Below are 12,649 nucleotides of genomic sequence, written 5' to 3'. Positions count from 1 at the left end.
GGCTTCTCCTACTGCAACATCATCTTTTCCTATCTGATTTTGAAAGTGCGAGTCACTTTCTACAACACAATACGTCTGGTGATCATAGCAGAGGGGTTCCACTCGTTCCCATCCCGAACACGACCGTTAAGCCCTCTTACGCTGATGGTACTTGGACCGCAGGGTCCTGGGAGAGTAAGTAGTCGCCAGGCAACACACAAAAACCTACCAAAAACGGTAGGTTTTTTTGATATGTATCAAATATTTTTCTAAAGTACTAATAAAAAAGGTTTTTACTGGGAGTACTTGTTTCTGTGAAAGACACTCTTCAATCAGCGTACCTACCCAGCTGAAATGCCATACTCTTTTTATTTATCATATCGGTTCCAAAATAAAGATGAATAATACCAAAATAATTACAAGAGAAGAGAGGAAGATGAGAAGAATGGGGTTCATAAATTTCTAATGCTAGTTCTACAAGAATCAGATTTTTTAGATGAGAAACGAAGCCAAAATATTCAGTATTGTTGAGGTTTAGAGTAAATTTGTGATACGAGTAGAAGAGGAGGAAACTACTCCTCCTGCTTTAAACTAATATTTTTGAAAAGAGTACTGGTAACCACTATACAAAGAAATAAAATTAGTACCATCTAATAAAATTTGCATCAAGTCCTCATCTATCACATTAGAGATTACATACTGATATGCTTCTTCGTTTTCATAATACACTTGAGCTTGCAGAGAGACATTTTGGCTTTCGAGTTGTTTTGCATCAGGGGTAATGGTCATTTGCGTTAGTTTTGTTACATCTGCCTTTATAACGCCTGGGAGTTGTAGGATTTTAGGAATGACTTCTTCCACGAGGAAATCCATGTATTCGATTAAATCCATTTCAAGTTCATTGCCAGCAATATGTACAACTTGTTTAATCAAATCACAAAACCCCTTTTTCAATTTTCTCTAATTTCTTCTATTATTTAATAAATATAACCAGTAATCAATATAAAATTTACTATTTACAATTATTTTATTAATAAATAACCTAAGAAAAAGGAATAGTAGTGTTAATTAGCGAACGAGATAAAAGTTTTGAGTTAATACCCTGTCTTCATTTAGCATCTAGTATGGTTTTTACGAACATTATAGGTTTTGATACCTTGTGATGTTCGTTTTTTTGTTTGACTTGCTCTACAAAGGTTGGTACACTAAACATGTTATGAATAAAGCTAACACTACCTAAATAGTATAGGATTTCGCGAAGCGACCTCATTGCTTCTGGAATACGCTGTTTGGGTTTTTTTATGGAGGCGGACGATGGTACGTGTTGGAGTGATAATGGGCAGTACTTCTGATTGGCCAACAATGAAATTAGCTTGTGATGTATTAGATGAATTAGGGATTGTCTATGAAAAGAAAGTAGTTTCTGCTCATCGCACCCCAGATGAGATGTTTTCTTATGCAGAAACAGCAATTAAGCGCGGGATTAAGGTAATTATTGCAGGTGCTGGAGGAGCAGCTCATCTTCCTGGCATGGTAGCTGCTAAAACAATCTTACCTGTGATTGGAGTACCTGTGAAATCTTCTAGTCTGAATGGACTTGATTCTTTATTATCAATCGTGCAAATGCCCGGGGGAGTTCCTGTTGCAACGGTAGCCATTGGCAATGCTGGAGCGACTAATGCAGGTTTATTGGCTGCTCAAATATTAGGAATTACAGATGAGAAACTTCAGCAAAAATTAGAGAAAAGACGTCAAGCTACAAGACAAAAGGTACTTCTAGAGGGGGAACTTTCATGAGTATCTTGTTACCAAATCAAACCATTGGGGTACTAGGTGGTGGACAACTTGGTCGAATGATTATCCTCGAAGGCAGAAAGATGGGATATCGCTTTGCGACGTTAGATCCATCAGAGGATGCTCCAGGAGTCCAAGTTTCCGATTATCATGTAAAAGCTGGCTTTGATGATTTGGATTCAGTTGATAAATTGGCATCATTATCTGATCTTATCATTTATGAATTTGAAAATATTGATCCAACATTAGTTCAGCGTTTGGAACAACAAACATCAGTACCACAAGGAAGTAAACTTTTAGAAGTCACCCGTCATCGATTGATGGAGAAAGCGGCAATAGAAGAAGCAGGAGTACCTGTTGCTCCTTATGCAAAAGTCACCTCAACTGACGAACTGCTATCTGCAATCGATAAAATAGGATTACCTGCTGTTTTAAAAACAGTAACTGGTGGATACGACGGAAAAGGGCAGTGGACATTCCACACCAAGCAAGATGTATCAGCATGGCTTGCTGAAAATGATGTATCGGCTCGGACATTTATTCTAGAAAAATTTATTCCATTCTTAAAGGAGATTTCCGTTGTTGTTGCCAGAAGTGTGACAGGGGGAGTAAAGGCATTTCCACCTGCTGTTAATCTACATCGAAATCATATTCTCCATCTTTCCATCGCTCCTGCTACAATAGCAGAAGAAACAAGTCAGTTGGCTGTAGAGCTGGCAAAGCAGGTTGCAGAACATCTACAAGTAGTAGGTTTACTAGCTGTGGAGATGTTTTTACATGTTGATGGACATCTCTATATTAATGAATTAGCACCACGTCCTCATAATTCTGGTCATTATACGTATGACGCTTGCAATCCCTCGCAGTTTGAACAAATGTTACGAGCTGTTATAGGCTTACCACTAATTGAACCAACACGATATCATTCTGCGATTATGATGAATGTGTTAGGGGAACATAAAGAAGCATTTTTCCGCTCCTATGACAAATTACCTAGCAATATAAAAGCACATTGGTATGGAAAACTAGAAGCAAAGACTGGTCGAAAAATGGGACATGTGACCGTATTGACGGATGACATAAAACAAGGTTTGGATCAGTTGGATCAATTAAAGATATGTCCAGCCCTTACCGAAACAGAAGAAAAAGCCATATGGACTCAATAGAAAAGGGGTATTCACTTGATTAATCGTTATGCACGTGAGGAAATGTCTTCTATCTGGACAGATCAAAATCGTTTTCAAGCATGGTTAGAAGTAGAGATACTAGCTTGTGAAGCATGGGCTGAACTCGGTGTTATTCCAAAAGAAGATGTAGAACTTATTCGTAAGAAAGCTAGTTTTGATGTGGATCGTATCTTAGAAATTGAACAAGAAACACGTCATGATGTAGTTGCTTTTACTCGAGCAGTTTCTGAAACGCTGGGACAAGAGTCCAAATGGGTGCACTATGGCTTGACATCTACAGATGTAGTAGATACAGCCCTCTCCTATCTCTTGCGGCAAGCCAATGAAATATTGTTAAAAGATGTAGATCGTTTGATCGAAGTTTTAGGAGAGCAAGCGAAGCAATACAAATATACCGTGATGATGGGACGTACTCATGGTGTACATGCTGAACCTACCACATTCGGTCTTAAAATGGCACTTTGGTATGAAGAAATGAAGCGAAATCGTGAGCGTTTTGTACAAGCTATTGAAACTGTCCGTGTAGGAAAGATTTCTGGTGCTGTTGGAACATATGCAAATATCGATCCATTTGTTGAAAAGTTTGTTTGTGAGCGCCTCGGATTAGAAGCTGCTCCAATCTCAACCCAAACTTTGCAACGGGATCGTCACGCAAACTATATGGCGACACTTGCTTTGATTGCAACATCACTGGATAAATTCGCTACGGAAATTCGTGCCCTGCAAAAAAGCGAAACCCGTGAAGTGGAAGAGCCATTTGGAAAAGGCCAAAAAGGGTCTTCAGCTATGCCTCATAAACGCAATCCAATTGGTTGTGAAAATATTTCTGGTCTTGCTCGTGTCGTGCGTGGTCATATGGTATCCAGCTATGAAAATGTCCCGCTTTGGCATGAGAGAGATATTTCTCATTCCTCTGTAGAACGAGTCATTCTGCCTGATGCAACTATTTTGCTCAACTACATGTTAAACCGTTTTACGAACATCATTAGTGGCATACGTGTTTTCCCAGAAAATATGAAGCGAAACATGGATCGTACTTTTGGGCTTATTTACTCACAACGAGTATTGCTTGCTTTGATCAATAAAGGCTTAACACGTGAAAAAGCATATGATCGTGTTCAAGCTTTGGCGATGCAAGCTTGGGAAGAACAAACTTCTTTCCGTGGATTAGTAGAACAAGATGAATTTGTAAGCAGGCACCTAAATTTAGAAGAGATTGCAGATTGCTTTGATTACCGACATCATTTAGCCAGGGTTGACTTTATCTTTGACCGGCTTGGACTATAGGAGGAATACATGATGGGAGAGCTTGTTTACGAAGGAAAAGCAAAAAAACTGTTCACCACCAAAGATCCAAATGTTTTGTTAGTCCAGTATAAAGATGCAGCAACTGCTTTTAATGGGGAAAAAAAAGAAATTATAGAGGGAAAAGGTGCTTTAAACAATAAAATTACGAGTTATTTCTTTGAGTTGCTAGCAGAAAATCAAGTGCAAAGTCACTTTCTCGAACAATTATCTACGTTGGAGCAATTGGTAAAAAGGGTGACCATTATTCCGTTAGAAGTGGTAGTTCGTAATGTAACTGCCGGCAGCTTCGCTAAACGTTTAGGTTTAGAAGAAGGAAAACCCCTGCCTTTCCCAATTGTCGAATTTTATTATAAAGATGATAGTCTAGGTGACCCCCTGATTTTAGAAGATCACATTTACGCCTTAGAGATTACAAGCAAAGATATTCTTGCACAAATGAAAGAACAGGCTCTCGAAATTAATAAAATCTTATCCACCCATATGGAGCAGCGCGGCATTCGTTTAGTTGATTTTAAATTGGAATTCGGACTTGACAAGGATGGACAAGTACTGCTTGCAGACGAAATTTCTCCTGACACTTGCCGGTTTTGGGATTTAGAGTCGGGTGACAAGTTGGATAAGGATCGCTTTCGTCGCAACCTCGGTAATGTTTTAGAAGCATATCAAGAGATAAATAAACGATTGGGAGGCCAATAAAATGTATAAAGCGACTATATTTGTTACGTTAAAAGAAAGTGTTCTCGATCCACAAGGTGTAGCCGTAAAAGGTTCTCTTCACACGATGGGTTATAACCAAGTATCTGATGTTCGTATCGGAAAACGCCTTGAAGTATCTCTTGATGCTGAAAATAAAGAAGCAGCAGAAATCGCCGTAACCGCGATGTGCGAAAAATTGTTCTCCAATCCTGTTATCGAAAACTTCCGCTTTGAACTTGAGGAGGTGTAAGCATGCGTTCTGCTGTCGTGGTCTTCCCGGGTTCTAACTGTGATATGGATTTGGTACATGCGATCGAAGATGTATTAGGAGAAGAAGTCCATCCTGTTTGGCACCATGAATCAGATTTATCCTCATATGATGCGATATTTTTACCTGGTGGTTTTTCGTATGGAGATTATCTACGCTGTGGGTCTTTAGCTACTTTCTCTCCTGTAATGGAAGCAGTAAAAAAAGAGGCCGAAACAGGGAAACTCATAGTAGGAATCTGTAATGGATTTCAAATTTTAACAGAAGCGGGGCTGCTTCCTGGTGCATTGATGAGAAATGATCACTTGCAATTCCGCTGTGAGCTTGAGCCGATTACGGTAGAGCGTGCAGATTCGGCTTTTACTAGACATTACGAGCAGGGAGAAACAGTACAAATACCAATCGCACATGCTGAGGGAAATTATTTTTGTGACGAGGATACTTTGCAAAAATTAGAAGAAAACGGACAGATTTTGTTTCGTTATGCAGATCAAAACCCAAATGGTTCCTTAGCAAACATCGCTGGTATAACAAATGAAAAAGGTAATGTTCTTGGAATGATGCCGCATCCAGAGAGAGCGATCGTAGATTGGATGGGTTCTCCAGATGGAGCACGTCTGTTTACTTCAATGCTAGCTTACTGGAAGGAGAATCAACAATGATCGAACCAACGGCTGAACAAATTAGAGACCAACAGTTATATAAAGAGATGGGTTTAACTTCAGAGGAATATGAACAGGTAAAAGGCCACTTAGGGCGTCTCCCTAATTGGACTGAGATTGGTATTTACAGCGTAATGTGGTCGGAACACTGTAGTTATAAAAACTCTAAACCCCTCTTAAAAAAGTTTCCTACAACAGGCCCGCGTATTTTGCTCGGACCAGGTGAAGGTGCAGGGGTAATTGATATTGGGGATGAGCAAGCAGTTGTCTTTAAAATTGAAAGTCATAACCATCCATCCGCGGTAGAACCATTCCAAGGAGCTGCAACAGGTGTAGGTGGAATTATTCGTGATGTTTTCTCTATGGGAGCTCGCCCAGTTGCGCTTCTTAATTCCCTTCGTTTTGGAGAGTTGGAATCATCTCAAGTTCGATACCTTTTTGACAATGTAGTAGCTGGTATTGCTCACTATGGAAATTGTATTGGAATACCAACAGTTGGCGGGGAAGTCGTTTTTGATAATGCTTATGATGGAAATCCGCTTGTCAATGCAATGTGTGTAGGGGTCATCAATCACAAAGATCTTCAAAAAGGCGTTGCCACAGGTGCCGGTAACCCAGTTATTTATGTTGGTGCGAGCACTGGCCGTGATGGAATTCATGGAGCTACCTTTGCTTCGGAAGAACTAAACGAAGAGTCAGAAGAAAAACGATCCGCAGTTCAAGTAGGTGATCCATTTATGGAAAAACTACTTTTGGAAGCTTGTTTGGAAATGGTAGAAAAGAAGATGCTTCTTGGTATTCAAGATATGGGTGCGGCTGGCCTTACTTGTTCTAGTGCAGAAATGGCAGCAAAAGGGGGCCAAGGATTAGACTTGAATTTGGACCTTGTTCCACAGCGGGAAACAGGAATGACTTCCTACGAAATCATGCTGTCGGAGTCCCAAGAACGGATGCTTTTGGTTGTGGAGAAAGGTCGGGAAGAAGAAGTAATCGCAATTTGTAACAAATGGGGCTTACAATCGGCAGTGATTGGCGAAGTAACAGATGGTAATCAATATCGGCTATTCCAACATGGCAAGTTAGTAGCTGAAATCCCCGTTAATACATTGGTCGATGATGCACCTGTGTATGTTAGAGAGGAAAAAGTCCCAGCTTATTATGTAGCAAATGAATCAGTAAACCCGGCAGAAGCCCTTGTGAATATCGACGCGAATGAAGCATTAACGAAAATCTTGCAATCTCCAAATATGGCGAGCAAAAAGTACGTATACCAACAATACGATTTTATGGTACGCACTAGCACTGCGGTTCGACCTGGATCAGATGCAGCAGTTGTTGTCGTTCGCGGTACAGACAAAGCACTAGCCATGAGTACAGATGGAAACGGCCGTTATGTTTATCTCGATCCAGTAAATGGCGGACGTATCGCTGTTGCAGAATCAGCGCGTAACATTGTATGTTCAGGGGCCCAGCCGCTAGGGATGACGGACTGCCTGAACTTTGGCAGCCCTGAGAAGCCTGAAGTGTATTGGCAACTATCGAAATCCATCGATGGTATGAGTGAAATGTGTGAGGTTCTCCAAACACCTGTTGTCGGCGGTAATGTCAGTTTATATAACGAAACCAAAGGCCAGCCGATTTACCCAACACCAGTTGTTGGCATGGTTGGTTTGATCGAAAAACGAGAACATATTACCACCCAAGCATTCAAACAAGCAAATGATGTTTTGGTGTTATTAGGGGATACTTCAATTGAGCTTGGTGGTAGTGAGTTACAACAAGCGTATACAGGTAGTATCTCAGGTCGTGCTCCAGTATTGGATAGTGAAAAAGAAAAAGTATTGCAACAAGCTGTGCTTTCGGTTATTCGCCAGGGGCTCGTTCAGTCAGCTCATGATGTGTCTGAAGGCGGTATCGCACTTGCGATTGCCGAATCATGTATCAGTGGAAATGTAGGTGCTAAGGTACGACTGGAAACAGAACATGATGCTGCTCAATATCTCTTTAGTGAAACACAATCAAGAATTTTATTGTCTGTACCACAAGAAAAAGTAGAAGCAGTAATAGAAGTGATAAATCAATTCCAAGTTCCAGCTCAAGTTATTGGAGAAGTAACTGGAGAAACTTTGGAAGTTCATGTGAATGATCAGCTCGTAGTCAATCGCTCCGTATCAGAATTAACCAACCTTTGGGAAGAGGCGATACCATGCAAGATGACAGCATCTTCGACTTCGACGAATTAAACGAAGAATGTGGCGTGTTTGGGATAGTAGGTCATCCAGATGCAGCTAGGCTTACCTACTATGGACTTCATGCATTGCAGCATCGTGGACAAGAGAGTGCTGGTATTGTAACGTCAGATGGGGAAAAATTTCATGTTCATCGCGACATGGGCCTAGTGAATGAAGTCTTTAGCCCAGAGAATGTTTCACAGTTAATCGGTTCTACTGCTATTGGACATGTCCGGTATTCTACTACGGGATCAAGTGTATTAGCTAATGTTCAGCCTTTGGTGTTTAACTATGCCAAGGGAGAAATAGCGATTGCAACAAATGGGAACTTAGTTAATGGAGATAAACTTCGAAAAGAATTAGAGGCAAATGGCTCTATCTTTCAAACTACAACAGATACAGAAGCTATTGCTCATTTAATCGCCCGATCAAATGCAGATACTCTGGAAGAAGCAGTAAAAGAAACGTTAAATGAATTGGTCGGTGCTTATGCATTGCTGATTCTAACCAATGATCAATTATTTGTGGCGCAAGACCCACATGCTCTGCGTCCTTTAGCAATTGGGAAATTGGGAGATTCCTATGTCTTTGCGTCTGAGACTTGTGCTTTTGATACAGTAGGAGCAGCTTTTATCCGAGAAATTGAACCAGGTGAATTACTGGTGCTCACCACCCAAAATAACGAAATGCGAGTAACTCGTTTTTCCGAGCCAAAAGAGACATCCATCTGTTCCTTTGAATACATTTATTTTGCACGTCCAGATAGCGATATAAGTGGTATCAATGTGCATACCGCTCGGAAAAGACTTGGACGGCAGTTAGCGAAAGAAGCATTTGTCGAAGCTGATGTGATCACAGGTGTTCCTGATTCAAGTACATCCGCTGCCATTGGCTTTGCTGAAGCGACTGGTATTCCTTATGAACTAGGATTAATCAAAAACCGCTATGTTGGTCGCACTTTTATCCAACCAAGCCAAGAATTACGGGAACAAGGCGTAAAGATGAAACTGAGTGCAGTTCGAAAAGTAGTAGAAGGCAAACGTGTGGTTATGATAGATGACTCGATTGTTCGTGGGACAACCAGTCGCAGAATAGTTAACTTGTTACGTGAAGCTGGGGCGGTTGAAGTCCATGTTCGTATCAGTTCCCCGCCGGTCAAAAATCCTTGCTTTTATGGGATTGATACTGCTAACCGAGATCAACTCGTCGCTTCCAATCACACTGTCGATGAGATATGTGAACTGATCAATGCAGATTCTCTAGCTTTTCTCAGCGCGGAAGGTATGATAGAGGCGATTGGCCGCCCATCCAAGGAAAAAAATCGAGGACATTGCCTAGCTTGTTTTACTGGAGAATACCCTACAAAGCTATATGACGCACTTGAGGTGGAGGAAAAGGTATGAGTGAAGCATACAAACAAGCTGGTGTAGATATCGATGCAGGAAACGAAACAGTGGAACGCATTCGAGCTCATGTCAAAAGGACCTATCGCCCAGAGGTATTGGGTGATATTGGAGGGTTTGGTGGTGCTTTTGCCCTTGGCAAGTATGAGAACCCTGTTCTAGTATCAGCTACAGATGGAGTAGGAACAAAATTAAAGTTAGCTTTTGCCACAGACTTACATGACTCAATTGGGATTGATTGTGTTGCGATGTGTGTCAATGACCTCGTCGTTCAAGGTGCAGAGCCTCTCTTCTTTTTGGATTATTTGGCAACAGGTAAATTGCAGCCTGCTCAAGCAGAAGCAGTTGTCAAAGGGATAGCGGATGGTTGTGTGGATGCGGGCTGTTCGTTAATAGGTGGAGAGACAGCGGAAATGCCGGGTATGTATGCCAAAGGAGAATATGATATCGCTGGATTTTGTGTTGGTGTTGTAGAGCGAGATCAATTAATCGATGGGTCTGCCATTGAGCCTGGAGATGTCCTCATTGGACTCGCTTCCAATGGATTACACAGCAATGGTTTTTCTTTGGCAAGACATGTTTTATTTGCGGATGGCATGAATCTCGAGCTTGCTAAAGAATTGTTAACCCCCACGAAAATTTATGTAAAAACATTATTGACATTAATGCGAGAATTTACGATAAAAGGCGCTGCTCATATTACAGGTGGAGGACTTGTAGAAAATGTTCCCCGCATGTTAGCAGAGGGGCTGACAGCAGAAATTGACGCTGATACATGGGATGTCCCTGAGATTTTTGGTCGTATTCAACATTTTGGTAATGTCTCTGATGAAGATATGTTCCGAACTTTTAATATGGGTATCGGGATGGTTATCTGTGTTCCAAAAGAACAAGCAGCAGAGGTAATGATACGAGCTTCAGAGCTAGGAGAAACAGTAGATCGAATTGGTGAAATCGTTTCAGGAACCGAGAAGTTCCGATGGAAGGGTGAAAAATCGGAATGAGTATTGCTGTTTTCGCCTCAGGCAGTGGGTCTAACTTTGAAAGTATCGTGAATCAATCTCGCAAGGATAACTGGCCAATGTCAGTATCCTTGCTGATTAGTGATCGTGAAGGTGCAAAAGTATTGGATCGCGCAGAGCGATTAGATGTACCTCATTATTTGGTCTCACCTAAGTCATTTCCAAATAAAGAAGCGTATGAATCTGCGTTACTGGAAGTATTAGAGGAGAAAAAGATTGATTGGATTATTCTCGCTGGTTACATGAGATTGATTGGCCCTACCTTATTAGGGAAATTTAAAGGTCGGATTGTAAATATACATCCTTCTCTATTGCCTGCATTTGTTGGGAAAAATGCGATCGAACAAGCTTTTGAATACCCTGTTAAAGTTTCAGGAGTTACCGTGCATTTTGTGGATGAAGGAATGGATACAGGGCCTATCATCGCTCAGGTACCTGTTGCAATAGAAGAAAATGATACACTCACGACATATACACAAAAAATTCAAGCTGTAGAACACCAGTTGTATCCAGAAGTAGTCAAACAGCTTGTCACAGGGAGGATGAAAAATGTCTAAAGTGCGTCGTGCGCTTATTAGCGTTTCAGATAAAACAGGGATTGTGGAATTATCCAAAAAACTAGTAGAACAGGATGTTCAAATTATTTCTACTGGCGGTACTTTTCAACTTCTCAGCCAAGAAGGATTGCCAGTAACACAGATATCCGAAGTCACAGGATTTCCGGAAATTTTAGATGGCAGAGTAAAAACACTCCACCCAAAAGTACATGGTGGATTACTTGCTGTTCGTGACAAACAATCTCATCAACAAGCATGTCAAGATAATGGAATTGAGTTTATCGACCTTGTAGTTGTCAATCTATATCCCTTTAAAGCAACTATTAGCAAAGAAGGATTTACCTACGAAGAGGCGATTGAAAACATCGATATCGGTGGACCTTCGATGTTGCGTTCGGCCGCTAAAAACCATCGTGATGTTACGGTTTTAGTTGATCCTGCTGACTATGCCGTTGTACTAGATGAACTTGCTGCAGAAGGTAACACCACCATTGCCACAAGAAAACGTCTAGCTGCAAAAACTTTTCGTCACACAGCAGCATATGACTCTCTCATCGCAAATTATTTGACAGGAGAAGTGGACGAAACACTTCCAGATCAATTAACTCTTTCTTATGAAAAAGTAAGTACTCTGAGATATGGGGAAAATCCACACCAAAAAGCCGCTTATTATAAAAATGCACTTGCAACATCCAACCAGTTGGTTTCTGCAAAACAATTACAAGGAAAAGAACTCTCCTACAATAACATCCAAGACGCGAATGCAGCTTTAGAAATTGTCAAAGAATTTACCGAACCAGCAGTAGTAGCCGTAAAACATATGAATCCTTGCGGTGTTGCCATTGGGGAAACGATCTTTGAAGCATATGAGCGTACTTACGAAGCCGATCCAGTATCCATTTATGGAGGTATTATCGCTGCAAACCGTCCCATTGATGCTGAGACAGCTTCTAAGATGAAAGAAATATTTTTAGAGATCATTATTGCTCCAAGCTTTAGTGAAGAAGCCCAACAAATCCTTAGTGAGAAGAAAAATTTACGCCTATTGGAACTTCCGTTTTCAACTGATAAGAAAGAAACAGTATGGAAAACGACCTCCATTGATGGTGGTATTCTTATACAAGAACAGGATAGTAAGCAAATTACCCGGGAAATGTGTACCGTAGCGACGGATCGAAAACCAACCGATGCCGAATGGGATGAGCTATTATTTGCATGGAAAGTAGTCAAACATGTTAAATCCAATGCCATCGTATTGACAAAAGATAATCGTACTATCGGAGTTGGAGCTGGACAAATGAATCGCGTAGGAGCAGCTGAGATTGCGATTCGCCAAGCAGGTGAAACCACAAAAGGTGCAGTATTAGCCTCCGATGCTTTCTTTCCTATGTCGGATACTCTCGAAAAAGCGGCTGAAGCTGGAATTCGAGCCATCATTCAGCCAGGCGGGTCCATTCGTGATTCAGAGTCGATTGAAGTAGCCAATAAATATGGAATCACGATGGTATTTACGGGAGTACGCCATTTTAAACACTAGGGAGG

At 41.1% G+C, this 12,649-nt stretch carries 12 protein-coding genes and 1 rRNA gene; 12 read left to right on the top strand and 1 reads right to left on the bottom strand.

What is annotated here, in order from left to right:
• Nucleotides 1-74 precede the first annotated feature (74 nt).
• A 5S ribosomal RNA gene (gene rrf, locus MK805_RS17045) occupies nt 75-191 on the top strand.
• A gap of 379 nt (nt 192-570) precedes the next feature.
• Here the strand turns inward: rrf and MK805_RS17040 are convergent.
• Nucleotides 571-912 (bottom strand): efflux RND transporter permease subunit, encoded by a 342-nt coding sequence (locus tag MK805_RS17040; RefSeq protein WP_240877118.1) that lies wholly within the window; start codon nt 910-912, stop codon nt 571-573.
• Between the two features lie 381 nt (nt 913-1,293).
• Here MK805_RS17040 and purE point away from each other — a divergent pair, with 381 nt between their 5' ends.
• The 11 genes from purE to purH are packed head-to-tail and all read left to right on the top strand — an operon-like array spanning nt 1,294 to nt 12,644.
• Entirely contained in the window at nt 1,294-1,776 is a 483-nt protein-coding gene (gene purE, locus MK805_RS17035; protein WP_240877117.1) for a 5-(carboxyamino)imidazole ribonucleotide mutase, read from the top strand.
• On the top strand, nt 1,773-2,939 hold the full coding sequence (gene purK / locus MK805_RS17030; protein WP_240877116.1) for a 5-(carboxyamino)imidazole ribonucleotide synthase: 1,167 nt from the start codon (nt 1,773-1,775) through the stop codon (nt 2,937-2,939). The genes purE and purK overlap by 4 nt, the downstream gene beginning before the upstream one ends.
• A gap of 15 nt (nt 2,940-2,954) precedes the next feature.
• Nucleotides 2,955-4,247, top strand: a complete 1,293-nt coding sequence (gene purB / locus MK805_RS17025; protein WP_240877115.1) for an adenylosuccinate lyase — start codon at nt 2,955-2,957, stop codon at nt 4,245-4,247.
• A gap of 9 nt (nt 4,248-4,256) precedes the next feature.
• On the top strand, nt 4,257-4,964 hold the full coding sequence (purC, locus tag MK805_RS17020) for a phosphoribosylaminoimidazolesuccinocarboxamide synthase (protein WP_240877114.1): 708 nt from the start codon (nt 4,257-4,259) through the stop codon (nt 4,962-4,964).
• Nucleotide 4,965: 1 nt separating this feature from the next.
• Nucleotides 4,966-5,214 (top strand): phosphoribosylformylglycinamidine synthase subunit PurS, encoded by a 249-nt coding sequence (gene purS, locus MK805_RS17015; RefSeq protein WP_240877113.1) that lies wholly within the window; start codon nt 4,966-4,968, stop codon nt 5,212-5,214.
• 2 nt (nt 5,215-5,216) lie between these two features.
• Complete coding sequence (purQ, locus tag MK805_RS17010; RefSeq protein ID WP_240877112.1) at nt 5,217-5,894, top strand: phosphoribosylformylglycinamidine synthase subunit PurQ; 678 nt, start codon at nt 5,217-5,219, stop codon at nt 5,892-5,894.
• Nucleotides 5,891-8,137 (top strand): phosphoribosylformylglycinamidine synthase subunit PurL, encoded by a 2,247-nt coding sequence (gene purL, locus MK805_RS17005; RefSeq protein WP_240877111.1) that lies wholly within the window; start codon nt 5,891-5,893, stop codon nt 8,135-8,137. Before purQ ends, purL begins: the two co-directional genes overlap by 4 nt.
• Nucleotides 8,101-9,528: an amidophosphoribosyltransferase gene (gene purF, locus MK805_RS17000; protein ID WP_240877110.1), complete on the top strand. Its 1,428-nt coding sequence runs from the start codon at nt 8,101-8,103 to the stop codon at nt 9,526-9,528. Before purL ends, purF begins: the two co-directional genes overlap by 37 nt.
• Nucleotides 9,525-10,532 (top strand): phosphoribosylformylglycinamidine cyclo-ligase, encoded by a 1,008-nt coding sequence (gene purM / locus MK805_RS16995; RefSeq protein ID WP_240877109.1) that lies wholly within the window; start codon nt 9,525-9,527, stop codon nt 10,530-10,532. The genes purF and purM overlap by 4 nt, the downstream gene beginning before the upstream one ends.
• Nucleotides 10,529-11,107: a phosphoribosylglycinamide formyltransferase gene (purN, locus tag MK805_RS16990; protein ID WP_240877108.1), complete on the top strand. Its 579-nt coding sequence runs from the start codon at nt 10,529-10,531 to the stop codon at nt 11,105-11,107. Before purM ends, purN begins: the two co-directional genes overlap by 4 nt.
• Nucleotides 11,100-12,644 carry a bifunctional phosphoribosylaminoimidazolecarboxamide formyltransferase/IMP cyclohydrolase gene (purH, locus tag MK805_RS16985; protein WP_240877107.1) on the top strand — a complete coding sequence of 515 codons (1,545 nt, stop codon included), beginning with the start codon at nt 11,100-11,102 and terminating at the stop codon, nt 12,642-12,644. Before purN ends, purH begins: the two co-directional genes overlap by 8 nt.
• Nucleotides 12,645-12,649: the final 5 nt, after the last annotated feature.

The organism is Shimazuella soli, assembly GCF_022511585.1.
Taxonomy (GTDB): domain Bacteria; phylum Bacillota; class Bacilli; order Thermoactinomycetales; family Thermoactinomycetaceae; genus Shimazuella; species Shimazuella soli.
This window is presented reverse-complemented; position numbering and strand designations above follow the sequence as displayed.